Origin of the sequence: Pseudomonas sp. DWP3-1-2 (assembly GCF_049896285.1) — a bacterium.
Classification (GTDB): domain Bacteria; phylum Pseudomonadota; class Gammaproteobacteria; order Pseudomonadales; family Pseudomonadaceae; genus Aquipseudomonas.
Genome location: NZ_JAFCTZ010000002.1, coordinates 454204 through 480872, shown reverse-complemented (window position 1 = coordinate 480872; position 26669 = coordinate 454204). Strand labels below are relative to the sequence as shown.

Here is a 26669-nt window from a genome sequence, read left to right as displayed (position 1 = left end):
CTAAAGCCGGTCCCACGATTCTCCAACGGCGGTGTCTGAGTTATTCGTCGGCGTTCGGGTCCATGTCGGGAAACATCACGTCCATGAAACCGAACTTGCTGAAGTCAGTGATCCGCGACGGGTACAAACGCCCGATCAGGTGATCGCACTCGTGCTGCACCACGCGGGCATGGAAGCCGTGGGCGATGCGCTGAATCGGCTTGCCATCGGGATCAAAGCCTTCGTAGCGGATGCTCTGATAACGCTCGACCGCGCCACGCAGGCCTGGCACCGACAGGCAGCCTTCCCACCCTTCTTCAAGTACTGGGCTCAGCGGTGTGATCAGCGGGTTGAGCAAAATGGTTTGCGGCACGGCTTCTGCGTCGGGGTAGCGCTCGCTGCTTTCAAAACCGAAAATCACCAGTTGCAGATCAACACCAATCTGCGGTGCCGCCAGCCCAACGCCACCGACGCTGTGCATGGTTTCGAACATATCGGCGATCAGCGTCTTGAGTTCAGAAGTGCCGAACATCGCTTCTGGAACAGCAGGGGCAATGCGCAGCAAGCGCTCATCACCCATTTTGAGAATGTCGCGAATCATGGCGAGAGTGTTCCCGGCTGGAAAAGCATCATCCTGCCACACTCATGCTCAGGATTTGTCAGCCTTCATCGGTTCGGGAACGGAATGATCACGTCCCAGTCCCGATACGGGATTCTGGGCGGTCGAATCTACCCCGCCATCACCGACCTCTTTTTCACCGACATCCTTGCCTTCGTTGGACATGTGCTCGACCACCGCATTCATCTCCGCGCCCAGCAGCAACACCGCTGCCGAGATATAGAAATACAGCAACAGGACGATGATCGCCCCGATGCTGCCGTACATGGCGTTGTAATCGGCAAACGTCTTCACGTAGTAGCCAAAGCCCAGGGAGGCGATGATCCAGACCACCACGGCCAGCACGGAGCCGGGCGTGATAAAGCGAAACTCCTGTTTCACGTCCGGCATGACGTAGTAAATCAGCGCCACCGCCACCATCAGCAGCAGCACCACCAACGGCCAGCGCAGGATCGTCCACAGGGTGACGATGAAATCTTCCATGCCGATCTGCGACGCCAGCCAGTTCATGACCTGCGGCCCGGTCACCATAAAGGCCGCCGCTGCCAGCAACATCATGGCGATGCCGACGGTGTAGAGCACCGACAAGGGAATACGTTTCCAGACCGGACGCCCTTCGACCACGTCATACGCGGCGTTCATCGCACTCATCATCAGGCGCACGCCCGCTGAGGCCGTCCACAACGCGATGACGATACCAATGGACAGCAGACCGCCCTTGGATTGTTGCAATTGGTCAATGACAGGGTTGACCTGTTCCAGCGCCTGGGGCGGCAAGACCAGTTCCGATTGCAGGCGCAGCCAGGAGAAAAAGTCAGGGAGATGCAAGAACCCGATCAGGGCAATCAGGAACAACAAAAACGGGAATAACGAGAACAGCATCTGGTAAGCCAACGCTGAGGCGTAGGTAGACATTTCGTCATTAAGGAATTCGCTGACCGTTCTCACCAGCACCTTGTGTAACGGAAGTTTTCGCATTACCGAGAAAATCATGGCGTCTCCTGCGCTTTAACCTGACATTGCCGAAACGACCACCTTCAGACTCGGCAGATTCCGCGTTTAAACCTACGCCATACCGCTCTGGCAGGCTTTTTCAGAGCCTAATGGACCGGCTGCCTGTCGAAATAGTTTCAAATCACAATAGCCACACATGATAACGGCCATCCGAGGATGACCGTTATTTAAGTATCAACCCCGAAACATATTCGGGACTGATTGGCTTCACACCTTGTCGACGCCCTTTTTCACAGCGTCTTTGGCTTTGCCCACCGCTTGCTGGGTTTCGCCTTTGATTTCCTGAGCCTTGCCTTCTGTACGCAATTTAGGGTTGTCGGTCGCTTTACCAACGCCCTGCTTGACGTTACCCATGGCTTCGTTAGCCATGCCTTTCACTTTATCGCCAGTGCTGCTCATAGGTATTCTCCAGAAAAAATTCGGGTGTCATAACCTCGACATAAGGATGGACCTGTCCGCTTTGAGCAGAGTTTCAATTATTTTTGCCGGTTGTCCGGCCGCTCGTCTGCGGGCCCGGGCCGGAAAACACGGCCCAATTTCACCCAATGCCGTAACTTTGGCTTTAAGTTTGCCCGGCAACCCCCGAGAATGCGGCACGCAATCAGGCAGCGCTGACCCGCGTCAACGCGCCGACTATTCAGATCCACAGGAACGTTATGAAACTCGATAAAAAGCAGGCCATCGCACGCCGGAACCAGGAACTGGGCGGTGCCGTGCTCGGCGTCAACAACACGCATTTCACGGCCTTGAACACCAACAAGAACATCTGGTGGTTCGATCTGCCGGTCAGCCGCCTTGCGGTCGGCCAGTACGAGTGGGTTCACCTGCTCCTGCACACGCCCAGCACCGATCAACTGCTGCACCTGAAGGTCACGACGGTATTCTTGCGCGATCACATGGAAGGGCTGGTGATACGCAACAAAGGCCAGCGCAAATCGACGGTGAGCCTGGAACTGAGCGCTGACAAGGACTCATTCCTCAAGGATGTGCGACCCAACGGCGCCAACCTCAGCTTTGCAGGCTTTCTGCAGTCCTGAGCGGATGGGCTGTGCTCGTTGCCAGTGGCGGCAACGAGCGGTCCAACGTCCGGCGTTACGTCAACCGTCTGGCCACAAGGTAACCCACAGTGGCCGCCGCAGCCGACGCCACGGTCCCCCACACCATGTCCACCAGAGCCATCTGCGCCGGCCAGCCCTGCAACGTGGCCCAGTTGCTCAAGTCGTAAGTGCCATAAGCCACCAGCCCCAGCAGGGCGCCGCGCTGGATAGCCTGACCAAGGCTGTTGCGCCTTAGCGCCGGCAGGACCGCGAAATACACAAGCCCTGCGGCGTACAGTAGATAGAACACGACCGCCGGGCCTGGCACCGGCTTGTCGAGCATCATCGGGCCAAGCCACTCCCGATAGACAGGGCCCATCAAGACACCCAGCCAAATACCGTCAAGAACCAGAAACGCCACCAGCGTGCTCAGGTAAGCCGTCAGATTTTTTTTCATGAGTCATCCGAGTGGGAAAGGCGCGGCTGTGCGCAGGGCCTGATAAACAGGTCTGACCCTGCCTGAGCCACAATGTCTCGGCACAACGAAGTTTTATGATCGCAGCCCGGCAAACAGGCCGATCCGAACTTACGGGAACTCACGTGATAAACCCGTGGGAGGGAACCCTCCCCTCCCGACACCTGTTTATCCGCAATCACATCAGCGCAATCAAACCAGCTCGATACGATCCGCGTGGATCACAATCTGGCCCTGTTTGTAGAGCGCACCAATGGCTTTCTTGAAATTGCCTTTGCTGACGCCGAACAGGCCGCTGATGACCTGTGGATCGCTCTTGTCGCTGACCGGCAGCACGCCGTTGTTTTCCCGCAGTTTGCTGAGGATCTTCGAGTTGAGGCTGCTGGCCGCTTCCGCGCCGACGGGTTGCAGGCTCAGGCTGATGTTGCCGTCAGCACGGATTTCCTTGATGAAACCCTTTTCCTGCTTGCCGGCGCGCATGAACTTGAACACTTCGTTCTTGTGAATCAGGCCCCAGTGCTTGTTGTTGATGATCGCTTTGAAGCCCATGTCAGTGGCTTCCGCCACCAGCAAATCGACTTCCTGACCGGGGCTGTAGCTGGCCGGTGTCTTGTCCAGATAGCGGTCAAGACGCGCCGTCGCGGTGATGCGACGGGTGTGTTTATCCAGATAGACATGCACCACGCAATAGTCACCGGCCTGCAGCGTGCGCTTCTCTTCGGAGTACGGCAGCAGCAGATCCTTGGGCAGGCCCCAGTCGAGGAAAACGCCAATGCTGTTGACTTCAACAACTTTCAGGCTGGCAAACTCTCCCACCTGGACCTTGGGTGTCTCCGTGGTCGCCAACAGCTTGTCTTCGCTGTCCAGATAAACAAAAACGTTCAGCCAGTCTTCGTCTTCGCTGGGAATATCCTTGGGGATATACCGGTTGGGCAGCAAGATTTCGCCGTCCGCCCCGCCATCCAGATACAGACCAAAGTTAGTGTGTTTGACCACTTGCAAGCTGTTGTAACGCCCGATTAACGCCATTTCCAAATACCCTCATTACGTGGGCGGCATTCTACCCGAGTTTGCTGCTTTCGGTCGCGACGGGAACGGCGTTGCCCGAGCGTCCACGCCGCCCGGAAAAAACGGGCGCTTGAAAATTGCCATGGGCCACTACCGGCCACTCGTCAGACGGCGAGGGTTAATCACTCCGAAAGTTCAACCTTGAAATGACCCGAAACTTGGATTTACGGCTTAAAAACAGCACGTTAGCGAACCCGATAAATGCAGGAATGAATAATGGGCTCGCTCATGACAATGGGTTTTAGGGCTATATTTTTAAAGCAATTGTCAAGCCATTCATATACAATTGCTGGCCGTATCAAGTTTATATAGGTTAATGGCAGCCATGCGCGTAAAAGCATCCAATTCCAAAGCAAAGCCAGCTCCAGCCGTTGAAACGAGCGATTCGATCAACGCCCAGATTGCTGCTTTCCTGAAGTCCGGTGGTGAAATCCAGGAAATCGCCAAAGGCGTCAGCGGCCAGACGTTCGGCCCATCCAAGCAAATCACCCTCGGCAAAAAGTAAATTTTCCCCCGCTTCAATTGTCGATCTCCATGCGCTTTGATTTCCAGAGCGCTAGTGGATTGATCCCTCGCTGTATCAGCTAGACTCCACGTTTTACATGATGGCACGCAGCCTGATGCTCAGGTGCGTTGCACAGTAGCGCGACGACGGGCAGGATGAAGCCCCTTGGAGCCAGCCCCTTTGCGGAATGCACGAATGAAGAATTGGATGCTTTTCGGCGCACTGATATGTCTGGGTGGTTGTGCATCGCACGGCTGCGACAATGTTCTGGATGACAGTTACCCTGCGGGCAGCGCCTGTCGTGAGCAGCATTTGCTGTATCAGAACGACATGTTGCAGGCCAAGCTGTTGATCAGTGAAGCCAATCGGGAAAATTATGAACTGGCCGAAGCCATGCTGCGTCGCGCAGGCATTGACGACGTCTCCGGTGAAGCCGAGTTCTATCAGGCCGTGTTGTTGATTCGTGAGCAACGGGACCAGTCACGGGTCATTGAACTGTTGGAGGATGCCGCGCAACGCAAGCATCCCCTGGCCATCGCGCTGCTTTCGCAACAGTTGAGCATGACCGATCAGAAACAGTCCGAACGCTACCGCGCCGACTACGCCGAACTGGATGTCGCTAAAAGCGGTTATCCGTCTTTCGAGCAGGCTTTGGTGGTGATTCGCGGCCTGGTGATCCCCGCACCGCAGAGGACCGCCTCCAACTGATACGACGCGCACCGACGAACGGTCTGACTCGACGGTCATTCGCCGGTATCCTTGCAGGGCTCTAGCTCGCGGTTTCCGTCGGGTCGCTGGCTGTAAGCCCAAGCGCCGTTTTCGATACGACTGCTCCAATCCCACTCCTCAACCCCAGGAGTGAGCACCATGCTCAATATTCGTCAATGCGCGCTCTCGCTGAGTGCTCTGTTTATTTGTCAGGCTGCCAGCGCCCAGGTTCTGGAGCGGGAACTGGGCACATTCGACCTTAAACTGGGCACATCACCCGCTCGCAGCATGGCCCAGGGCCTGGTCACGCCCAATGGCACCGGCTCGTTCCACGGTGGCCTGGACCTGACCCACGAAAGCGGTTTTTACGTCGGTCAGTGGACCCCAAGTGTCGGCATCACGGATGGCACGACGCTGGAAGTCGACTCGTACATGGGCTTCAAGAAACCCTTCGACAAAACCCTCGGCTATGAAATGGGGATCATTCGCTACAGCTACCCCGACACCAGCCAACTGGACAGCCATGAATTCTACGCAGGGCTGCGCATCCTCAACAGCCGTGTCGGTGCCGCGTTCAGCAATGACGTCGGTCGGCGCGACAGCACCCTGTTTGTCGACCTGGGCGGGATCGAAAAGCTGGGCATCGGGGTCCGTGTGCAGTACGCCAATCATCAATTCGATACGCCCCAACAAATCGCGGATGGTGGTCTGGTCAGCGTGTTCAATGACTGGTCACTGAACATCACACGCCCGTGGATGGGCATGGACATGAACCTGATTTACAGCGGATCGAGCCTGACTGGCGGCGATTGCAGCGTGTACAGCGGTCACAATCCGCAGTGCGAAGGTTCCTTTACGGTCAAGGCTGTGCGTTCGTTCTTCTGATCAACTGAACTGCTGCCTTCAGGCCCGCTCTACAGGTTAAGCCGGTCTATCGAGGAGTCTTCATGCGCGTCCCTTTCAAAGCCTTCATTACGATGTTGATGGCGCTGTTGGTGTTGAGCGGATGCAGCCGCATCGGGCTCGCTTATCGCAATCTGGATGTCATTATTCCCTGGTCGCTCAATGACTACCTGACCATGAATTCCACGCAAAAGGACTGGCTGGACGATCGCCTCAGCGAACACCTGACCTGGCATTGCAGCACCCAACTGCCGGGGTATCTGACCTGGCTGGATCGGTTGCAGGCAATGGTCGAGGCCAATCAGGTCACTGAGCCGCAACTACGGGCCCGAACCGAGGAAGCCAAGCAAGCCATTGCGCAGATATCCCGCAAGATAACCCCTTCAGCCGTGGAGTTGCTGGGGCAGCTGGATGACCAACAAGTGGCGCAAATGCAGGACGCTTTCGCCAAGGATCGCCGCGAACGAGAAGCGGAATACCTCAGGCAGCCGCTGGACACACAGATCAGTGAACGCGCCGAACGCATGGAAAAACGCTTGAAGCCTTGGCTGGGCTCGCTCAATGCCGCTCAGGAACAACGTGTGCAAGCCTGGTCGGCGTCACTGGGCGAACAGAACCGCGCCTGGCTGGAGAACAGAACACACTGGCAAGGCTTGTTCATTGAGGCAGTCAAGAACCGACAAGCCAGCGACTTTCCTGAAAGAATCGCCAAACTGCTGCAAGACCGGGATACGTTCTGGACGCCGGAGTACCGCGTGGCCTATGGCCGGACCGAAAATGCCGCTATTTCGCTTCTGGTGGACTTGATGACCGAAAGCACCCCCGCCCAGCGTCAGCGCCTGCTGGCGAAAGTGGCCGATACACGCAAGGACTTCACTGACCTGAGTTGCCTGAAGGTCGCCAAGGCTGCGTAACCCGGCTTTGTTTTACCTTTGTGGGAGCGGCTTAAGCCGCGAAGCCGCGAAAACCACGAAAGACGCAAGTGCCGGGAGTGCTACTCCCGGCTAAAGCCAGCGCTGCGCGTTATAAGGCAAATCAGGCAATCTGCGCCTTTTTTGCCACTTCTTCGAAGGTCACCGGATCCAGAGGGTCAGCCTGATCATCCAGCACCTGACGAGGATGATTTTCGCCGGGAATACTGCTGTCGATCAGCGCCAACAAGCTCGCACCACGCGGGCTGAGAATGAAGTTCTCACCATTGCCGCCCTCTTCTTCCGGACGCGGCTGAATGAAGCCGCGACTGAGCAGCAGCGCCTCGTATTCCCCTGCAATCGCCTTCAGATGATCCAGATTACCGATCGCTTCGCCATCGGCAGCCATTGCCGCAGCGTGCTCTTCAGCGTACTGGCGCGGTTTGAATGAATCGTCGGCACCGTTCTGCACTTCGTGCAGCAGGCGCTCGATCAGATCCCAGTCATAAGGCATTTCCATTGTTTTTCCCTCCAGCCAGTGTGATTAGGTGGCCCGTGACGTCCCGCCATCAGGCTTGCTACTGGTTGTGACAGGCGACGGTTCTGGCCGTTCAGCCAAACAGCCGGGCGGTACTGCTGAACTTTTTCCGGAGGGAAGCTATCAACCGATGACGCCCCCAAAGGAAATAGAGGCCACCATGAAAATCCTGTTAAGCCTTACCGCCGCATTGACGCTGTTGACCGCCGTGCCGTCATGGGCGGCGTGTACGCCCGAAGAGGCCATCCTCAAGCGTGAGCAATTGGCCAAGGAAGTGCAGAGGCTCACCGAACAGAATCCCGCCAAAGCCAAGGAAATCAACGAAGAGTTGCAGAAGATGGACCTGGAAACAGAGTCCCGGGACGTGCCGGACAAGTGCCAGCTGATTGATCAGCGGCTCAAGGAATTGAATACCGCAGAGAAGAAAGCCGAATAGCTACGGGATCAACGCTCCGTTGGAGCGAGGCTTGCCCGCGAACGCCTCAGGTCAGTCAGCTCATAGGTCGACTGCAGGTGCGATTCGCGGGCAAGCCTCGCTCTAACGGGATCTGTGGCGACTTACTCAGCCGCAGGCGTTTCAGTCTTGCGCTTTTTCAACGGAGCCATGCCGTCCTTGCTCACCAATGACAAGGCATCGGTTTTTGGGCGGTTGGCAATTTTGCGTTTTGTCGGGGCCTTGGCACCGGTTTTCTTCTTGTCGCCTTTGGCATCGGTTTTTTTCTTCTTCACGCCGACTGCCTTACCGGAGGCTTTGACCTTCTTCGGTCCGCCGTAGGCACCTTTGACTTCCTTGATCGTGCGGCGCTCGAAGCTTTGCTTCAGGTAGCGCTCGATGCTCGACATCAGGTTCCAGTCGCCGTGGCAGATCAACGAAATCGCCAGACCTTCACCGCCTGCACGACCGGTACGGCCAATACGGTGCACGTAGTCATCGCCGCTGCGCGGCATGTCGAAGTTGATGACCATGTCCAGACCTTCAACGTCCAGACCACGGGCTGCCACGTCCGTCGCCACGAGGATCTTGGTGCCGCCCTGCTTCAGACGGTCAATGGCCGCCTTGCGGTCCTTCTGATCCTTGTCGCCGTGCAGCACGAAGGCTTTGTAGTCCAGCGCCACCAGACGGCCATACAGACGGTCGGCCATGGCTTTGGTGTTGGTGAAGATAATCGCCTTCTGATACGTCTCGTTGGCCAGCAGCCAGTGCACGATCTGCTCTTTGTGGCTGTTGTGGTCCGCGGTGATGATCTGTTGGCGTGTGCCGGAAGCCAGTTCGCTGACGCTGTTGACCTGCAAGTGCTGAGGATCTGTCAGCACCTTGCCGATCATCTCGCGCAGGCCCGCGCCGCCCGTGGTGGCCGAGAACAGCAGGGTTTGCTGGCGATTCGGGCATTCGCCCGCCAGGCGCTCGACGTCTTCGGCAAACCCCATGTCCAGCATGCGATCGGCTTCGTCCAGCACCAGCACTTCAACCTGCTTGAGGTCCAGGTTGCCGGCATTGAGTTGCTCCAGCAAACGCCCTGGCGTACCGATCAGAATGTCCGGCACCTTGCGCAGCATGGCCGCCTGGACCTTGAAATCTTCACCGCCGGTAATCAACCCGGCCTTGATGAACGTGAACTGGGAGAAGCGCTCGACTTCCTTGAGCGTCTGCTGCGCCAGCTCACGGGTCGGCAGCAGGATTACGGCGCGAATATCGACGCGAACCTTGGCCGGGCCCATCAGGCGATTGAGAATCGGTAATACAAAAGCTGCAGTCTTGCCGCTGCCGGTTTGCGCAGTCACCCGCAGGTCACGCCCTTCCAGCGCCAGCGGGATAGCCGCTGCTTGCACAGGCGTAGGCTCGACAAAATTAAGCTCGGCCACGGCTTTCAGCAGGCGTTCATGCAGGGCGAATTGGGAAAACACGGGTGCTACCTCGACGAAATACAAAAATACAGGCGCATAGCCTAACGGTTTCGAGCGCCGGAACCGAGTTTCTTTACGACTAACTGCCTATTTTGTTACTCGAATTGGCATCCGCTGCCCAAGACACCGTCATGAATGCTCTAATCGGCGGCCCAAATCCTTCCGGAGTCCTGAAGAGTCACATGGATATTCAATCGTTATGGCTTCGCCTGCAGGAAACCTGGGGCGTACTGGATAAGCACCCGCTGTTGCACACCAGCCTGGGGCTGCTCGTCTTGCTGGTGGCGGCGTTGGTGCTCGGCCGGCTCGCGCGTTTTGTCATTCTTTACGCAATGAAGATGCTCAGCCGGCAACCGGCCTTGCATTGGCTCCATGATTTTTTGCACAACAAGGTGTTCCATCGTCTGGCGCAGATGACGCCGTCACTGGTGATCCAGTTCGGCCTGAATCTGGTGCCCAATCTCAGCGCCACCGGCAAGAACGTGATCGGCAACCTCGCGCTGGCCTTCACTATCCTGTTCATGACCCTGGCCATGGGCGCGCTGCTCAATGCGCTGCTGGATATCTACGCGCGCACCACCCACGCCCGCACACGCTCGATCAAGGGCTATGTGCAACTGGCGAAAATGATTCTGTATATCTTCGCCGCGATCATTATCGTCGCCACCCTCATCGACCGTTCGCCACTGCTGCTGCTTTCCGGGCTGGGTGCCATGTCGGCAGTCATTCTGCTGGTCTACAAGGACACGCTGCTGTCCTTCGTCGCCAGCGTGCAACTGACCAGCAACGACATGCTGCGCGTGGGCGACTGGATCGAGATGCCCCAGGTGGGAGCTGACGGCGATGTGGTGGACATCACGTTGCATACGGTCAAAGTGCAGAATTTCGACAAGACCATCGTCTCCATTCCCACGTGGCGCCTCATGTCCGAGTCGTTCAAGAACTGGCGTGGCATGCAGCAATCAGGCGGCAGACGCATCAAGCGCAGCCTGTTCATTGATGCCAGCGGCGTGCGCTTCGTGAGAGACGACGAGGAGCACAAATTGAGTCAGGTTCATCTGTTGACCGACTACATCGCTCGCAAGCAGGCCGAGTTGCTGGCCTGGAACCAGGCGCAGGGCAACGTGGCGCAACTGTCGGCCAACCGCCGACGCATGACCAACATCGGCACCTTCCGCGCTTATGCGCTGGCGTACCTGAAAAGCCATCCCGACATTCATCCGGACATGACCTGCATGGTTCGCCAACAGGAAGCCTCGGCGCTGGGTGTGCCGCTGGAAATCTACTGTTTTACCCGCACCACCGTCTGGGCCGATTACGAGCGCATTCAGGGCGATATTTTCGATTACCTGTTGGCGGTGCTGCCTGAGTTTGGCTTGAGTTTGTATCAACAGCCCAGCGGCATGGACATGCGCGCGGGGTTGGCGGGCGAGCGTCGTATCGAGCCCTGACGATGGCCCGTCGGCGCGTCGCCCCACCACGACACTGGAGCGAAGCAGGGGCCGGACGTCAGCGCAAACGGTTTTCGTCTATTTTGCCACGACAAAATGGACCCGGCCGTCAGGACGGAACCTCAGTCCGCAACGCTGAAAATGGTGTGAGCGCTACCCGATTCAACAGGCGCCACCCACATGGATCGTCACCCCGGCCGCCCCCACAGGCTCGACAACAGCGCCTCTACACACTCACGCCAATCGAGGCTTTCTGATGCCCAATCGACTGATCCACACCGAGGCCACGATCACCGCGCCGCCAATGAACAAACGGCCCAGGTCCTCATGGCGGTTCCAGATCAGCAAGTTGACGAGCAACCCCACCGGCACGTGAAGGTTGTTCATCACCGCCAGAGTGCCGCCGTTGACCAGGCACGCCCCTTTGTTCCACCAATACATGCCCAGCGCGGTCGAGCACAGGCCGAGAAACAGCAACACCAGCCATTGCTGCGGCGCATCGGGCAGGTGCTGGGCGTTGCCGAACATCAGGAAGGCCGGCAAGGCGATGATCAGCGCGCCGAGGTAGAAATAGCCGAAGCGCCGGTAGTGCGGGAGGTCGCTGGGGTAGCGGGCGACCAGATGCTTGTAGAGGACTTGTCCGGCGGCGTAAGTGAAATTCGCCACCTGCAGCAGCAGAAAACCGCCGAGAAAGTTCCCGTCAATGCCGTCGTAGCGGATCACCCCGGCCCCCAGCACGGCGACCAGCGCAGCCAGCAACGCCCACAGGTTGAAACGCCGATTGAGGGCATCTTCGATCAGCGTGACGTGCAGCGGCGTGAGAATCGTGAACAGCAGGACTTCCGGCACGGTCAGCACCCGGAAGCTCAGGTACAGGCACACATAGGTGATGCCAAATTGCAGGGCCCCTATCAACAACATGCCGCGCATGAAACGCGGCTCGACCTGACGCCAGCGGGTCAGCGGGATGAACACCAGCCCGGCGAGCACTACGCGAATCAGCACCGCAAAATAACTGTCGACATGCCCGGCCAGATAAACGCCGATCAGGCTGAAGGAAAACGCCTGAATCAGCGTCACAAAAAGTAGATAGCCCATGTGCGCCTCCAAATGAAGGCGCGGACCTTAGCGGTTTTGGGGTTTGAGTGTCTAATCCAGATCGTCAGGGACCTGCCTGAAATCTGAACTGCACCCCAAAAGTTGGACACCTACCAGACTTTGGGGGTCAGCTCATAACCGTGGGACCGGCGTCTTATTCCTTGGTCAGATCCACCAACGGTTCTTGACGCACTTCAGTGCTGCGCCCCGCCTGAATGGTCTTGATCTGTCCCAGCGCCTGATCGACCGCGCCTTTATCGGCCAACAAGCTGTAGCTGATCTGGAACTGACGCTGTTGTTTCGGTTCGATGGTGGGTACCAGATTCAACGGACGCTGATAGCGGCGGTTGTACGAGAAGCTGGTGCCTGGCTCCAGCCCGGTCACATAACCCTGCCCTTGGGTGTCGGTGTTTTTCCACAGTGAAAACACTGGCAATTGCCGGGTGTTGAAGCCGACCGCAACGCCGAGGCTACCGGCCTTGTTGTGCAGGACCGTCAGGGTATCGCCCTTGTCATCACCGTACGGCACCACGTTGTAGACCGTTTCGTCGTAGTCCGGTGTCGGCCCGCGGTAGGTTTGCCAGTCGGCGAGATCGCCTTTGGCTTTTTCGTTGAACGGCGAGACCTGCTTCACCGGTACCTCGAAACGTGCGCCCTGCTCAAGAAATGGCGTGCTGAAATTACTGTGGTACAGCGCCTGATATTCCTTCGGATAGTCGCCGTTGTTGGTCAGCGTGTCATTGAGGGTGAAGCGTGCGCTGCCCGGTTCGGTAACCAGTTCGGTCTGCACCGTGAAGTCGACTTTCTTGAACGCCTGCTCTTTGAGATCGCCCTTGAGGCTGATGGCGTAAGGCGGTTTCTCGTCAATGTGCAAGGTGACCTTGCTGGCGGGAATGTTCGCCGCACGACCGTGCAGGGTCAGCAGCTCGCCGTTATCCATGCCCGGATGCCCGACCCACTCGTAGCCGCACCGCGTCACCAGTTCATTGAAGCCTTCCAGCCAGCCCAGGCCTCCACGGCCGTTCAGCTCGATGAACGCAGGGTTGACGACATCCTTGACCGGCGAATCCCAGCCCATGCGCACATCGCCCACCGAAGCATGCAGCACGTTCATGCCGCGCGTCGGCACCACCGAGAGCTTCATCGTGCCATTGTCGATATCAATGATGCTCACACCTTCCTGGCGGCCGCCGTGCAGCGTGCGCAGGGTCACGGAAAAAGGCTTGCCGGTCTTGATGCCCAACTGCTCACTGGTGATTTGCTGATTCTGCGCGGCCTTGTCGGCATCGAGCAGGACGTAATCCCAGGCAAACGCATGGGAGGCAGCGGCCATGGCGCTCAGGCCAAGAAGCAGGGGTGCGAAACGCAGAGAAAAGGAGTTCATGTAGGGCGGTCCTTATTGGAATTATGGTTTTACACAGCGGATTAAACGATTCAGCTAAGCACGGAGTCTAGCCAAATTCCACAAGGGCGTTGCGCAAAATGCTTCCAGACGATCCAAACAGTACGCGGGGTGCTCGTCTCCCTTAAAAAGCATTCGGCGTCGATAACCTGCAGAGGAGAAAGCCGTATCGATTAAAAAGCCTGTAAACCCTCGGTTAAACATCTAAAAAATTGTCTTATCCGCAGGGGCGCTCTACTCTTCACGACAGTTCGACACCCCGGCCACGGGTCATTGCGGCTCGCAGTCGAGCTTGATCCGCAACTTGATGATGCTGCGGTTGAACTTGGCGGAAACGTCCACGCTGTTTTTTGCAGCGACCGCTATCCGGCGTATTTTGGGTGCTTCGGGGCCATTCTGGAACGAGACGCTGCATTTGGCCGGCACGTCGCCGTAGTTGTTCACCGTGATCGCGCCGGTGTCATAGAAAGTGTCATGGCTGGTGTAATCGATTTGCACGCCTTCGTAGTGTTTTTCCACTTCGATGGGGTAAGCCCAGGCGCTCAACGGCAGCATGGCCAGCACTACACAACAGATCTTATTCATCGGGCGGTCTCCAGAGAGGGACTGGCAGATTAGCAGCAAGAGCAGAGGAGCTACAGATGAAAGCCCCCCGCGTCACCCTCGATCAATGGCGAACCTTGCAAGCCGTGGTCGATCATGGCGGTTTCGCCCAGGCAGCCGAAGCCCTGCATCGGTCGCAGTCGTCGGTGAGTTACACCGTGGCGCGCATGCAGGACCAGCTCGGTGTGCCGCTGCTGCGCATCGACGGGCGCAAAGCCGTGCTCACCGAAGCGGGCGGTGTGTTGCTGCGGCGCTCCCGGCAATTGGTCAAGCAGGCCAGCCAGCTCGAAGACCTGGCTCATCACATGGAGCAAGGCTGGGAAGCCGAAGTACGCCTGGTGGTCGACGCCGCCTACCCCAATGCCCGCCTGGTTCGCGCCCTGACCGCCTTCATGCCCCAGAGCCGGGGCTGCCGGGTGCGTCTGCGCGAGGAAGTGCTGTCCGGTGTGGAAGAAGTGTTGCTCGAAGGCGTTGCCGATCTGGCCATCAGCGGGTTCAGCATTCCCGGCTATCTGGGCACGGAAATGAGCACGGTAGAGTTCGTGGCTGTCGCGCACCCGGAGCACGCCTTGCATCAGCTGCAGCGGGAGGTGAATTTCCAGGATCTGGAAATCCAGTTGCAAGTGGTCATCCGCGATTCGGGCCGACAACAGCCACGGGACGTTGGCTGGCTGGGCGCTGAACAGCGCTGGACGGTGGGCAGCCTGGCCACCGCCGCCACCTTTGTCAGCAGCGGCCTGGGCTTTGCCTGGCTGCCGAGGCACATGATCGAGCGCGAACTCAAGGAAGGCGTGCTCAAGGCGTTGCCGCTGGATAAAGGCGGCAGTCGCAGCCCGACCTTCTATCTTTACTCCAGCAAAGACAAACCCCTGGGCCCGGCGACGCAGATCCTCATCGAGCTGATCCGCATGTTCGATACCGCGCCACTGACAACCCCTTTCGCAGTACCTTCACAAGCCTGACAAGGAGACGTCCATGGCCTGGTTCGAGTCTGACGGTTGCACGCTGCACTACGAGGAATACGGGCAAGGTGCGCCCCTGCTCCTGCTTCACGGGCTGGGCTCCAGTTGCCGGGACTGGGAATACCAGATTCCGGCCCTGGCTGCGCACTATCACGTCATCGCCATGGACATGCGCGGTCATGGCCGTTCCGACAAACCCCGGGAGCGCTACAGCATTCGCGGCTTCAGCGGCGATGTGCTGGGGCTGATGGAGCATCTGAACCTGCCTGCGGTGCATCTGGTGGGGTTGTCCATGGGGGGCATGATCGGCTTTCAGCTCGCTGTGGATCATCCTCACCTCATCAAAAGCCTGTGCATCGTCAACAGCGCACCGCAGGTCAAGGTCAGAAGCGCCAATGACGTCTGGCAATGGGCCAAGCGCTGGAGCCTGTCACGACTGCTGGGCATGGAAACCCTGGGCAAGGCCCTGGGCCGCAATCTGTTTCCCAAGCCCGAACAGGCGCACCTGCGCAACAAAATGGCGACGCGCTGGGCCGAAAACGACAAGCGCGCTTACCTGGCCAGTTTCGATGCGATCATTGGCTGGGGCGTGCAGGAAAAACTGGCGCGCATCACTTGCCCGACACTGATCATCAGCGCCGACCACGATTACACCCCGGTGGCGTTGAAACAGGCCTACGTCGGCCTGATCCCCAATGCAAAGCTGGTCGTCATCAAGGACTCGCGCCATGCCACGCCGCTGGATCAGGCGGATGAATTCAATCGCGTGGTGCTGGAATTCATCGATACCGTGCCGGTCTGAAGCAGACTGCGCCGGGTGCCCCGTGTCGTGATGCTGGGCAAAAAAAGCCAAACGTGCTTACCTTGCGGGCTGGATCACAGCATGTCCGCATTGCTGATCGCAGTCGAAACCCTCAATCAGGATCAACTGACCCATGTTGAAAAAAATCGCTATCGCCGCCTGCTCCGTGCTTTTTGCCGCCCATCTGATGGCGGCCACCGCACCCGCCAAGCCGACCCACGTCGTGCTCGACACCAGCTTCGGCGCGATCGAAATCGAACTGGCTGACGCCAAGGCGCCGATCAGTACCCAGAACTTCTTGAAGTACGTCGACAGCGGCTTCTACACCAACACCATTTTCCACCGTGTCATCCCGGGTTTCATGGCCCAGGGCGGCGGTTTCACGGCGCAAATGACGCAAAAACCAACGCAGGCTCCCATCAAGAACGAAGCGGATAATGGCCTGCACAATGTGCGCGGCACTATTGCCATGGCACGCACGTCGGACGTGAACTCAGCCACCAGCCAGTTCTTCATCAACACCAACGACAACGCCATGCTCGATCACGGCGCGCGTGATTTCGGGTATGCCGTGTTCGGTAAAGTCGTCAAAGGCATGGACGTGGTCGACCAGATCGTCAACGCTCAGGCCGGCAACAAAGGTGGCATGCAGAACGTGCCGTTGGACCCGATCCTGATCAAGTCCGCCAAGCGCGTCGACTGAGCCGGATGTGACGGACCGCATGCAAGGGAGATGAGCAATCCCCCGATCATGCGGTCTGATCCAGGGAGCTTTCTACCCAGTAAGGAGAGCCTGCGGTTTAGCGGGCGTCAGATATGTTCTATCGTCGTTTCGAAAAACTGATCGACATCTTCCGCGACGCACCGACCCAAGCCCCGCCGAATAAAGTCCTCGCCTTCTACATCTATTACCTGCGTCAGGTGTGGCCCACCTTTGCGGCGCTGTTGGTGGTGGGCCTGATCGGCGCGCTGATCGAAGTGGCGCTGTTCAGCTACTTGAGCCGCATCATCGACCTGGCTCAAGGCGAACCCAACAAAGACTTTTTCAGCATCCACGCCACCGAACTGATCTGGATGACGGTGGTTGCCCTCGTGCTGCGCCCGATTTTCGTCGGCCTGCATGACCTGTTGGTGCATCAGACCATCAGCCCCGGCATGACCAGCATGATTCGCTGGCAAAACCACAGCTACGTGCTGAAGCAGAGCATCAAGTTTTTCCAGAACGACTTCGCCGGGCGCATCGCTCAACGCATCATGCAGACCGGTAACTCATTGCGCGATTCGGCCGTGCAGGCCGTGGATGCCCTGTGGCACGTTCTGATCTATGCCATCAGTGCGCTGGTACTGTTTGCCGAGGCCGACTGGCGCCTGATCATCCCGCTGTCGACCTGGATCGTCGCCTACATTCTGGCTTTGTGCTATTTCGTGCCCCGGGTGAAAGAGCGCTCGGTGGTGTCATCCGACGCACGCTCAAAATTGATGGGGCGCATTGTCGACGGTTACACCAACATCACCACGCTGAAACTCTTCGCGCACACCAATTTCGAGCAGCAATACGCGCGGGAAGCCATCAGCGAACAGACGGAAAAAAGCCAGTTGGCTGGCCGTGTCGTGACGGCCATGGACACCGTCATCACCACCATGAACGGCATCCTGATCGTGACGACGACCGGGCTGGCGCTGTGGCTGTGGACTCAGTCCCTGATTTCGGTGGGCGCCATCGCACTGGCGACCGGCCTGGCGATTCGTATCGTCAACATGTCGGGCTGGATCATGTGGGTGGTCAACGGCATCTTCGAAAACATCGGCATGGTTCAGGACGGCCTGCAGAGCATTTCGCAGCCGGTAAGCGTCACCGACCGTGAAGCCGCGCAGCCGCTGCACGTGGACAAGGGCGGCGTCAAATTCGACGGCGTTGATTTCCATTACGGCAATGGCAACGGGATCATTCATGGCTTGAACCTGGATATCAAACCCGGAGAAAAGATCGGTTTGATTGGGCCTTCCGGTGCAGGAAAATCAACCCTGGTCAATCTGCTGCTGCGCATGTACGACGTGCAGAACGGTCGGATTCTGATTGATGGCCAGGACATTTCTCACGTCGCTCAGGAAAGCCTGCGGGAAAAAATCGGCATGATCACTCAGGACACTTCGCTGTTGCACCGCTCGATCCGCGACAACCTGCTGTACGGCAAACCTGACGCCACGGATGAGCAATTGTGGGAAGCCGTGCGCAAGGCCCGTGCCGATGAGTTCATCCCGCTACTGTCGGATGCCGAAGGTCGTAGCGGCTTCGACGCCCAGGTGGGCGAACGAGGCGTCAAACTGTCGGGTGGCCAACGTCAGCGGATCGCTATTGCGCGGGTGCTGCTCAAGGATGCGCCGATCCTGATCATGGATGAGGCCACCTCCGCGCTGGATTCGGAAGTCGAGGCGGCCATTCAGGAAAGTCTGGAAACCTTGATGAAGGGCAAGACCGTCATCGCCATCGCCCACCGCCTGTCCACCATCGCTCGCATGGATCGTCTGGTGGTCATGGAGCGCGGCCAGATTGCCGAAAGCGGCACTCATGCCCAATTGCTGGCACACGGCGGATTGTATGCGCGGCTGTGGCAGCATCAGACCGGCGGGTTCGTGGGGATTGACTGACAGCCCCTGAAAAACCGCTGGAGCGAAGCTTGCCCCTGGAGGGTTTGTTTCAGGTTCGAAGCAGAGGCCGAGTGTACCGGCCTCTTCCCGGGCAAGCCTCGTTCCAACGGCTTATTCCAGAGTTTGCCGATACGGCAAAGCCCCCCGCGCCTCTTCGGCATACGCCAGCACCCCTACCCGCTCCTGCTCGAGAAAACCTGTCACGGCGTCTTTCAATCCCGGATGGGTCAGGTAATGCCATGAACGGGTGATGACCGGTTCAAAGCCTCGCACCAGTTTGTGCTCACCTTGCGCACCGGCGTCGAAGCGCTGCACGCCGTGGGCGATGGCGTAGTCCATGCCCTGATAGAAACAGGTCTCGAAATGCAGACGGTCAAACTCCGCCAGGCATCCCCAATAGCGGCCATAAAAACTGTCCCCACCTGTCAGGCTGAACGCCATGGCGACCGGTCGTGAGCCCTGACGCGCCAGCACCACGCGAATCGCCTCAGGCATGCCCTCGGCCAGCAGGCTGAAAAACGTCCGCGTCAGGTACGGCGACTGCCCGCGAATCTCGTAGGTATTGGCATAGCAGGCGTAGACAAAATCCCACAACGCTTCGCTGAGTTGATGACCTTCCAGCCACTCGAACTCGATGCCCTGGGCCGCGACTTGCTCGCGCTCCTTGCGCATCTGCTTGCGCTTGCGCGAACTCAAGGCATCGAGGAAATCCTGAAAATCCCGATAGCCCCGGTTGTGCCAGTGAAACTGGCAGCCATAACGCTGCAGCCACCCCGGCTGCTCGGACAAAAAAGCATCCGCCAGTGGATCCGTGAAATTGACGTGGGCGCTGGACAGACCTTCGGCCTGCAAATAACCCGGCACGGCGCTGAGCAACTCAACGCCGGCTTGAGGGGACGCCGCGAGCACCCGCGGCCCGCTGACCGGACTGAACGGGATCGCCACCAGGAGTTTCGGGTAATAGGCGATGCCAGCGCGACGGCAGGCATCGGCCCAACTGTGATCGAACACGTACTCGCCGTAGGAATGCCATTTGCGATAGGCCGGCAACGCAGCGACCAGTTGCCCGTCCTGATAACCGAGAAAGTGTTCGGCTCGCCAACCTGAGCGCGGGCCGAGGCTGCCGCTGTCTTCGAGGGCGCGGAGGAAAGCATGACGCAAAAACGGCTGACCACTGGGAACCAACGCGTCCCACTGGGCGGGGGCGACGGTATCAATGCTGGCGGAGTGAACGGGCATGCGGACTTCCCCGATGAGTCTGACGTGGCGGGAGTATCCCTTATCGACGTGCTTTGTTCACGGTCTGGTTCGCGGCATGGCTTACCGCCTGGCTCACAGTTTAATCAGGCGAACGCTCTAGACCGCGGGTTTGGTGAAAAGTTGCATTGTCATCGACGTGCCATTGCTTTGCCACTTTTCTGTAATAACCCGCAGCGATACTGGCGCCAGTTTTTAGAACCGGGGGCACTAACCCCCTTTCGCGCTCTGACCGTGGAGCGGTTTTTCCAGGATGGCCTGCCGTCGTCCTCTATCAAGTTATGGAGATTGATATGCGTCTTGTTTCTGCACAAACTGCAGCGGTCCTGTGTGGTGGTCTGGCACTGGCCTTGAGTGTTCCGGCCAACGCCGCAGTCGACGCTAAACTGCTCGAAATGCTCCGGGCCAACGGCTCGATCAATCAGGCTCAGTACGCCGAATTGCAAGACGAACTGGCAAAAGACCAGCAGGCTCAGAAGCAAGCCCTCGCCGACGTTCAGAACACCAAATCAGCCTCGCAGGCCGCGTTCGAACAGAAAGTTGCCTGGGCGACCAAGACTCAGTTCAAAGGTGATGTGCGTGTGCGTCAGGAAACCATCAACATTGATGGCCAGACCAACAGCCAGGACAAAGACCGCCAGCGTATCCGCGCTCGTCTGGGTGCCTACACCGAGATCAACCCGCAGGTCAGCACCGGCATCCGTATCGCCACCGGCGGCAGCAGCGATGCGCGCTCCACCAACCAGGACCTGGACGGCTACTTCGTCAAGAAAGACCTGTGGCTGGACCTGGGCTTCATTGACTACGCGCCTACAGCAGTCAAAAACCTGCACGTGATCGGCGGCAAGATGAACCAGCCATGGGTGAGCATGGGTGACGTGATCTGGGACGGCGACATCAACCCTGAAGGTCTGGCTGCAACCTACAGCTACCCGCTGGGTGGCAAGACCGAGCTGTTCGGCAGCGCCGGTTACTACACGCTCAAAGACAACATCGACGGCGAAGGTACGCAATTCCGTCACGACTTGAGCATGACCGCTGGCCAGTTGGGCGCGCGCTTCTCGCCGACCGACAACCTGAAAGTCACGCTGGGCGGTAGCGTCTACGCCTTCGACAATGACAAGGACAGTGCTGCCCTGCGCGTCAACGGCAACACCACCAATGAGTTCCGTCTGTACGAAGGTTTCGGCCAGATTGATGTCAGCGGTCTCGCCGTGCCTCTGGCACTGTACGGTCAGTACATCGTCAACAATGACAGCACTGATGATCAGGACACCGCCTGGCTGGCTGGCGTGAAAACCAAGGTGTTCGGTTTCGGTCTGGACTACAACTACCGCGACACTCAGCGTAACGCTGTGGTCGGCGCGTTCACTGACTCTGACTTCGCCAACGGCACCACCGGTTCGCGCGGTCACAAGTTCAAGGTCGGTTACGAAATCGACAAGAACTTCTCCGTCGGCGCTACTTACTTCCTGACCAAGGCTGACTACGCCGTGGCCAGCCAGCGCGACGCAGATGCCAACACGCTGCAGCTGGACGTGGAAGCCAAGTTCTAAGAACAGGCACTGCGGTAAAAAAGGCTGCGTTGAGGTGCACTCAGCGCAGCCTTTCGTTTCTAGCTGACCAGGGCGGGTTGATCCCCATCATCCGTCAACACGCCCTGCGCTCAGTCTGTACGTGATGTTCGCGAAGTACCCGCCCCCATCATCATTCGACGGGTCAGAACAGCAAGGTCATCGCGCACTACCCCCACCTGAATTTCCCGCGACACATTGCATGCCATCGTATTCAAAGCCTCGCTACGCTCACGCTGAATCACCCCGATTCGTTCCAGATACTGGTCATCGGTCATACCCGCGTCCTTCTCGCTCTCCAGCGCCTCCAGACGGTTTTGAAACTGCGCTTTTACAGGCTCGAAGCGATCCGCGTAGCGACTCTCCAGAAACGTCATCCAGAACTCACGTGAGTTGAGCGCGTCCAGGAAGTCCGGCGTGCCTTCCCTCCCGATGATCCGGCCATAGGCGTCGTTGAGCATGGCCTGACTGACGTCTGCCAGCCGACTGAACAGCATTTTTTCGGGTTGGGCCGGCAGATCAAGAGGCTTCGCCAGACCGGCTCGAAAAGCCAGCCTGACTTCAGCTTCGTCAACTGCCAACCCTGTGGATACGCGTTGGGTGATCAGTGTCTGGGCAATCTTCTCAAGTTCATCAAGGCGGTCCAGGCCCCTCACGCATTTGAACAAGGCGGCAGGCTGGAGGGTAAGCGGCGTGCTCCTGGTCAACTTGAACACCGTCACGTGGATTTCCAGATTACTGAATACGATGGCGGCTCCATCGCCACAGGTTTGCGGGTGCGCCGCCAGCTCAAACAGCTCCTGACGCAGCTCGGAATCTTCGCTGGCGTCATCAACCACTTGCCACACGCGCCGCGTCAGTGCGAGTCGATCACTGACGTAATCAGCCGAAACCGTCAGTTCGTCAAACACCTGGAAAAACGCCGTGGAGCCAGGCTCTGCACGCAAGTCGTCCCACCGCAGACGTCGAGCCTCCAGGGCTGACGCAGCAGCGCCCTCCAGCCATGACGATACCGGCGCGGCAGGTTCAGGGACATGCACCCTTGCAGGCTCCAGCCCCATCAGTCGTCTTGCCGCTGAAGTCAACACGACACGCGCCCTGGCCAGGGCTGCCTCGCTGAGGGGGTTATCGTGCAGCTGGGCAAGCAGGCCGGGCGTGCCGAGGTGGCGAAGCTCGGTGCCCGTGAGGTCCGCTATCTGGTTATGGCGCAAATCAAGATGCCTCAACGCCGTGCATCGCCAGAGCCACGCGGGCAGGGTCACGATTCGGGTGCCTCGTACGTTCAGCCTGAACAACCGAGGGAAGCGGCTGAGTCGGTGCAAGTCCGGCCCCACCCGGCAAAGGTCCAGGTCCAGCAACCTCAACTCGGTGCACTGCTTCAAGCGCTCGGCGCTAATCGCATCCAGCACCAGAGGGTTTTCCGCCAGCGTCAGCCGCTCAAGCCGGGGCATCTGCACCACTGCTCTGGGCACGCTGGCCAGGTAATTGTCCCGAAGGTTCAGCGAGGTCAGGTTACGAAAGTGACTCAAGAACTCGTCGGCATCAGTGCTCGTCAGATCGAGTCGTTTGAGGCGCAGACGGACAACGTGCTCCCAATTGCCATTGAGACGCGGCAATGTCTCAATGGCCAGATCGCTCAGGTCCAACTCGCATTCAAACATTCGGCCTGCGCCGCGATGGAGCCGTCGGCCGTCATGCCTCCAGGCGTTCCTCACACGCATCGAAGCCTCGCGACGGGCAAATCGAGTGGCGAACGACTGCGCCGACTCTGACCAGCTGTCCAGAGCCGCATCAAGCGTCTTGTATTCGCTTGCCAACGCATCGAGCTGTTCCTTGAGGAATGCCTTGAGCGGCTGAGCTGGCCCGGTGTGTCGTGCCTTCAGCGCGTCGAGGAATGCCTTGATCTCGGCTTCGTCGAGTGCGGGGTACAGCGTTTTAACGGCCAACTCAGGGGAATAACCTGACGACCCCAGCCTCAACCGTTTGAAAAAACCGCGCAAACGCCCGCTCATGGGGTACCCGGTGCGACCGTCGGCCAGGCGCTGCGGCCACTTGAAGCCGGGCTTGACCGCTTGCAGCCCCAGCAGGTTGGCGACCGCATCGCGCTGCCCTGCCGCCAGCTCGCCCAGTCGAGTCCGCAGCCCCTGTTCACCTGATGCGCGTGGCAGACCAATATCACCCAGAACCCAGTCAGGTAATGCGTCAAGCACTGCCGTGAAAAACGGTTGGTCCGTCCGCCCCATGGCGTTGCCATGCGAGTCAGTGGCCTGATACCCGGCCTTGGTTTTGACGATGATGCCGTGCACCTCGGCGTTGTCGACACTGCCCAGGTTTTCAAGCAATTCACCTGAAAAAGTCGAATCACGAACTTCAAGGGCAATACGTGCCGGCCAACCGGGCAAACGTGACAGCCATTTGAAACCTGCCTTGCGGGTATCGGGGTTCGCTGTTTCCTTGAGGAAGAACCCTTCATTGGCACGGTTGAGGCGTAACTGCTGCTGATACTCACGCGCCTGCTCAGCGAGGGGCAGCGGGATGCGCTGAGCCGAGATCATGCGGGTTTCCTGCGCTTGGGTCGCCGCGCCCAGGATCTCCTTGCACACAACGTCGGGCAGCGTCGGATAGTCACGCTGAATCAGCTTGATCAACGCATCGCTGGACTCGCTTTGCAGCCCATGAATTTCGTCACGCAGTCGCCCTTGATGCGCCTCAGCCTGCTCAGAGAGGATCCGCGCCAGATGCACAACCCTGGCCTGCTTCTCCTGGACGGTCTCGCCTAACAACCCCTCAATCTCCTCCGGCGTAAGCCCCGCCAGTATGCTTTCCAGCACAGGCGTCATACGACCAGGCGAATAGGCGACCTGAATGGCCGAATCGATACCGGGCGTGGCATTCCAGGTTTGCAACACGGCGCCCTGCTCATCCAGCAAACGCAGAGCAACCCTCTCCGGCCAATGCGGCATCGAGGTCAGTAGCTGCAAGAACGGCCCGATATAAGGCACGCTCAGGTTTCCCGGTTCGCCACTCATATGGGTGATGAACGCGTCCACCTGCTGTTGGGCGGCAAAACGGTGCACCACATCCTTGAGCAAGGCCGGTGCCGGCAGTTTATCCACATGCACCTGACGCAACACCGCCTCGTCTGCTCCGGTAATCTGCAGTAATCGGCTGGCTGTTTCATCGGTGAAGGTGTGATAGTCGGCGTTCAAACGCTTGAAGGCGGTGAGCTCATCCCAGCCCATGGGGTTTTCGCCTTCATGACGCCAGGCCCCTTCACCATTGTGTTCAAGGATCGGGGACAGCGTGTCGGCATCCGAAGGGTGCAGGACGCGCCATTTGTTCAGCGTTGTGTCGAATTCGATCCGATAGAATTTGCCGGCCAACGGCAGCCAGGTTTTGCCGTGGTGCTTGATGCAGCCCTGGGCATCGGCGCTGATCCACTGCGGCAAGGTAAGCTCTTGCCGAAAAGAGGCCAGATCCGGCTTCCATAGCCGGGTCAGGCCGTTGCGCAGTTTGACCGGGCTCAGGCTCTCGATGAAGGTTGAGGGCACGAGTTGGCGTCCGACATGAAGCGCGCCGCTCAGTGCGGCCATCGCCGCGATGTTCTCCCCGATATCGAACAGGTGGTTGATAGCTTCTTCGGTTTCGCCGTGGGTCCAGTCCTCCACCGCGACGAACGCCTCATGCAACAACTCACCGGCCACAATCACTGTCATGGCGGCCCCCAGTACCGGTACGAAAAACCCGGCCACCATCAACAGGTTCATACCGGCAGACTCGAACGCTTGCCAACGCTTGAGGCGACTCTTGCGGTCTTCGTCGCTTGTCGGCACCGCGACAACTCGGGAGTCCGCATAGGTTTTGCTCACCAAATGATCGTGCAACAGCTCGAACGGCGGTTTGCTGATGGGGCGTTTGGTCAGGTACAGCTCGGCCTTGACATTGAACGGCGCAGCCCCTTGACCGCCACCCACCGTTGAAGCCGGTGACGGCCTCAAGCGCTCATTGAGTTTGGTGAAGAACAGGTGACTCTGTTCCAGGCTGACAAACCGCTGGAAATACGCCTGATACCGGGTGTCGGTAAGTTTCAGACGCAGCGCGTCCGTGAACCCGGTGAATGAGCTGTAGTGTTTCAGGGGCGTTTCGGGATCGCCGGGCAGATAGACCACGCATGGCAGATCCTCCCCGGGCTGATCCGGCTCGATCACCAATGCGCCATACAGAGTGCTGCCGGGAAACGCGTACGTGTCGAGCATATGCAACTGGCGATAACGCACGGGCGACCCGTCCCAGCGTGGGTTGCCGTCGGGTTTGACCATCTCCAGCAGCATGGCGTGAACCTCATCGTAGAGGTGGCCCTCCATGTATGCCGTATACGCCAGGACCTCAAACGCATCACGCTCACCGTTCATGTAAGCGGCCGCGACTTCCTGGGCTGCTGAACCCGGGGGCTGGCCGGCCGGTGTTACCGGTTTGAATACACTGTCCAGATGCGTCTGATAACGCCCGCCCAGGTCCAGAACGCGGCTTAGCTTCGCGAAGCGTTCAGGCTTGATGTCCAGCGTGCCGGTATAGCGGTAACGAAAACGTGGCAGCTTGGGTATCAGGCCGGAGCCGTAGACCAGTTCCACCTGCAAACCGTCTACCGGCAACAGCGCCGCGCCATGCCCAAAGCCGCCGTCGATGGCCTCGCCCGCTTCGAAATTCTGCAGAGCCGCTTCAAGCAGCGTTTGTTTGACCGGCGTGCGTGTCTGCACCAGCAGCAGATCCTTGACCTGCATGGTCACCAACTGATTGGCCGTCACATCAAGACGCAGTTTGAAGTGATCAAGCAGCGCCTGCTCCAGCAAGGGCGTGGCAAAGGCATTGATGGACTGCAACCGGGCCCGGATCGGTTCCAGCACCCGCTGAGATCCCAGGCTTTTCAACTGGCTCTGACGCAGTGCCTCGCGCATCTGCTTGGGTGCCTTGAGGTACCAGGCCGGAAGCGCTTCTTTTAGAAACTCCAGATTGGCGTGGCCCGTGCCAAAAGGCTGAGAATCATCGCGCTCGGCAGCGTCTGCCTGGGTTGACGCCGGGGTCGAAGAAGTTACGTGTGTGCCGCTGAGGGCCTGTGTCGCAGACATCGGTCAATCCTTGAATGACGCTTGAAGAGTTCATTCACGGTATTGATCCGGCACAGCAAGATGACATACCCGGCTATTACCCG

24 protein-coding genes are annotated in these 26669 nt (G+C 58.6%); 12 read left to right on the top strand and 12 right to left on the bottom strand.

The features are described 5' to 3' along the window. Positions 1–40: 40 nt before the first annotated feature. The 3 genes from def to ACP7B0_RS08015 all read right to left on the bottom strand — a co-directional run bounded on the left by def (position 41) and on the right by ACP7B0_RS08015 (position 2011). Complete coding sequence (gene def / locus ACP7B0_RS08025; protein ID WP_426140636.1) at positions 41–580, bottom strand: peptide deformylase; 540 nt, start codon at positions 578–580, stop codon at positions 41–43. A gap of 48 nt (positions 581–628) precedes the next feature. Continuing rightward, the gene (locus ACP7B0_RS08020; protein WP_426140635.1) at positions 629–1591 is read right to left on the bottom strand and encodes a YihY/virulence factor BrkB family protein; all 963 of its coding nucleotides are present in this window, start codon (positions 1589–1591) and stop codon (positions 629–631) included. Positions 1592–1819: 228 nt separating this feature from the next. Next, on the bottom strand, positions 1820–2011 hold the full coding sequence (locus ACP7B0_RS08015) for a CsbD family protein (RefSeq protein ID WP_426140634.1): 192 nt from the start codon (positions 2009–2011) through the stop codon (positions 1820–1822). Positions 2012–2268: 257 nt separating this feature from the next. Between ACP7B0_RS08015 and ACP7B0_RS08010 the strand changes: the two genes are divergently transcribed. Beyond that, on the top strand, positions 2269–2649 hold the full coding sequence (locus ACP7B0_RS08010) for a hypothetical protein (protein WP_426140633.1): 381 nt from the start codon (positions 2269–2271) through the stop codon (positions 2647–2649). Positions 2650–2704: 55 nt separating this feature from the next. Here the strand turns inward: ACP7B0_RS08010 and ACP7B0_RS08005 are convergent, their stop codons facing one another. Then, entirely contained in the window at positions 2705–3106 is a 402-nt protein-coding gene (locus tag ACP7B0_RS08005) for a DUF2177 family protein (protein WP_426140632.1), read from the bottom strand. 210 nt (positions 3107–3316) lie between these two features. Further along, positions 3317–4153: a CvfB family protein gene (locus ACP7B0_RS08000; RefSeq protein ID WP_426140863.1), complete on the bottom strand. Its 837-nt coding sequence runs from the start codon at positions 4151–4153 to the stop codon at positions 3317–3319. A 355-nt stretch (positions 4154–4508) separates the two neighbouring features. Between ACP7B0_RS08000 and ACP7B0_RS07995 the strand changes: the two genes are divergently transcribed. The 4 genes from ACP7B0_RS07995 to ACP7B0_RS07980 all read left to right on the top strand — a co-directional run bounded on the left by ACP7B0_RS07995 (position 4509) and on the right by ACP7B0_RS07980 (position 7222). Then, on the top strand, positions 4509–4697 hold the full coding sequence (locus ACP7B0_RS07995) for a hypothetical protein (protein WP_020289033.1): 189 nt from the start codon (positions 4509–4511) through the stop codon (positions 4695–4697). A 195-nt stretch (positions 4698–4892) separates the two neighbouring features. Then, the gene (locus ACP7B0_RS07990; protein ID WP_426140631.1) at positions 4893–5405 is read left to right on the top strand and encodes a hypothetical protein; all 513 of its coding nucleotides are present in this window, start codon (positions 4893–4895) and stop codon (positions 5403–5405) included. 159 nt (positions 5406–5564) lie between these two features. Next, complete coding sequence (locus ACP7B0_RS07985; RefSeq protein ID WP_426140629.1) at positions 5565–6290, top strand: TorF family putative porin; 726 nt, start codon at positions 5565–5567, stop codon at positions 6288–6290. Positions 6291–6352: 62 nt separating this feature from the next. After that, a complete protein-coding gene (locus tag ACP7B0_RS07980; RefSeq protein ID WP_426140628.1) occupies positions 6353–7222 on the top strand; it encodes a DUF6279 family lipoprotein in 870 nt (289 codons plus the stop codon). Between the two features lie 121 nt (positions 7223–7343). Here the strand turns inward: ACP7B0_RS07980 and ACP7B0_RS07975 are convergent, their stop codons facing one another. Next, positions 7344–7739, bottom strand: coding sequence for a transcriptional regulator (locus ACP7B0_RS07975; RefSeq protein WP_426140627.1), 396 nt, complete (start codon positions 7737–7739; stop codon positions 7344–7346). Positions 7740–7917: 178 nt separating this feature from the next. On the opposite strand from ACP7B0_RS07975, the gene ACP7B0_RS07970 reads away from it, so the two are divergent. After that, entirely contained in the window at positions 7918–8193 is a 276-nt protein-coding gene (locus tag ACP7B0_RS07970) for a hypothetical protein (RefSeq protein ID WP_426140625.1), read from the top strand. Positions 8194–8315: 122 nt separating this feature from the next. Here the strand turns inward: ACP7B0_RS07970 and ACP7B0_RS07965 are convergent, their stop codons facing one another. Continuing rightward, the gene (locus tag ACP7B0_RS07965) at positions 8316–9662 is read right to left on the bottom strand and encodes a DEAD/DEAH box helicase (RefSeq protein ID WP_426140623.1); all 1347 of its coding nucleotides are present in this window, start codon (positions 9660–9662) and stop codon (positions 8316–8318) included. Positions 9663–9844: 182 nt separating this feature from the next. On the opposite strand from ACP7B0_RS07965, the gene ACP7B0_RS07960 reads away from it, so the two are divergent. Beyond that, positions 9845–11113 carry a mechanosensitive ion channel family protein gene (locus tag ACP7B0_RS07960; protein WP_426140621.1) on the top strand — a complete coding sequence of 423 codons (1269 nt, stop codon included), beginning with the start codon at positions 9845–9847 and terminating at the stop codon, positions 11111–11113. 234 nt (positions 11114–11347) lie between these two features. Here ACP7B0_RS07960 and ACP7B0_RS07955 read toward each other — a convergent pair whose 3' ends face one another. The 3 genes from ACP7B0_RS07955 to ACP7B0_RS07945 form a co-directional block, all read right to left on the bottom strand. Beyond that, the gene (locus ACP7B0_RS07955; RefSeq protein ID WP_426140620.1) at positions 11348–12211 is read right to left on the bottom strand and encodes a carboxylate/amino acid/amine transporter; all 864 of its coding nucleotides are present in this window, start codon (positions 12209–12211) and stop codon (positions 11348–11350) included. 154 nt (positions 12212–12365) lie between these two features. Continuing rightward, positions 12366–13580, bottom strand: a complete 1215-nt coding sequence (locus tag ACP7B0_RS07950; RefSeq protein ID WP_426140861.1) for an aldose 1-epimerase family protein — start codon at positions 13578–13580, stop codon at positions 12366–12368. Positions 13581–13883: 303 nt separating this feature from the next. Then, entirely contained in the window at positions 13884–14198 is a 315-nt protein-coding gene (locus tag ACP7B0_RS07945; protein WP_426140618.1) for a 3-phosphoglycerate kinase, read from the bottom strand. Positions 14199–14254: 56 nt separating this feature from the next. Between ACP7B0_RS07945 and ACP7B0_RS07940 the strand changes: the two genes are divergently transcribed. The 4 genes from ACP7B0_RS07940 (at position 14255) to ACP7B0_RS07925 (ending at position 18629) form a co-directional block, all read left to right on the top strand. Next, positions 14255–15178 carry a LysR family transcriptional regulator gene (locus ACP7B0_RS07940; RefSeq protein ID WP_426140617.1) on the top strand — a complete coding sequence of 308 codons (924 nt, stop codon included), beginning with the start codon at positions 14255–14257 and terminating at the stop codon, positions 15176–15178. A gap of 13 nt (positions 15179–15191) precedes the next feature. Further along, the gene (locus ACP7B0_RS07935) at positions 15192–15980 is read left to right on the top strand and encodes an alpha/beta fold hydrolase (protein WP_426140615.1); all 789 of its coding nucleotides are present in this window, start codon (positions 15192–15194) and stop codon (positions 15978–15980) included. A gap of 133 nt (positions 15981–16113) precedes the next feature. Next, positions 16114–16683 (top strand): peptidylprolyl isomerase, encoded by a 570-nt coding sequence (locus tag ACP7B0_RS07930; protein ID WP_426140614.1) that lies wholly within the window; start codon positions 16114–16116, stop codon positions 16681–16683. A gap of 113 nt (positions 16684–16796) precedes the next feature. Next, entirely contained in the window at positions 16797–18629 is a 1833-nt protein-coding gene (locus tag ACP7B0_RS07925; protein ID WP_426140613.1) for an ABC transporter ATP-binding protein, read from the top strand. A gap of 111 nt (positions 18630–18740) precedes the next feature. On the opposite strand, the gene ACP7B0_RS07920 is transcribed toward ACP7B0_RS07925, so the two are convergent. After that, complete coding sequence (locus ACP7B0_RS07920; RefSeq protein WP_426140612.1) at positions 18741–19868, bottom strand: GNAT family N-acetyltransferase; 1128 nt, start codon at positions 19866–19868, stop codon at positions 18741–18743. 311 nt (positions 19869–20179) lie between these two features. Between ACP7B0_RS07920 and ACP7B0_RS07915 the strand changes: the two genes are divergently transcribed. Next, positions 20180–21442 carry a putative porin gene (locus tag ACP7B0_RS07915; protein WP_426140610.1) on the top strand — a complete coding sequence of 421 codons (1263 nt, stop codon included), beginning with the start codon at positions 20180–20182 and terminating at the stop codon, positions 21440–21442. A gap of 110 nt (positions 21443–21552) precedes the next feature. Here ACP7B0_RS07915 and ACP7B0_RS07910 read toward each other — a convergent pair whose 3' ends face one another. Beyond that, positions 21553–26586, bottom strand: a complete 5034-nt coding sequence (locus ACP7B0_RS07910) for an NEL-type E3 ubiquitin ligase domain-containing protein (protein ID WP_426140609.1) — start codon at positions 26584–26586, stop codon at positions 21553–21555. Positions 26587–26669 lie beyond the last annotated feature (83 nt).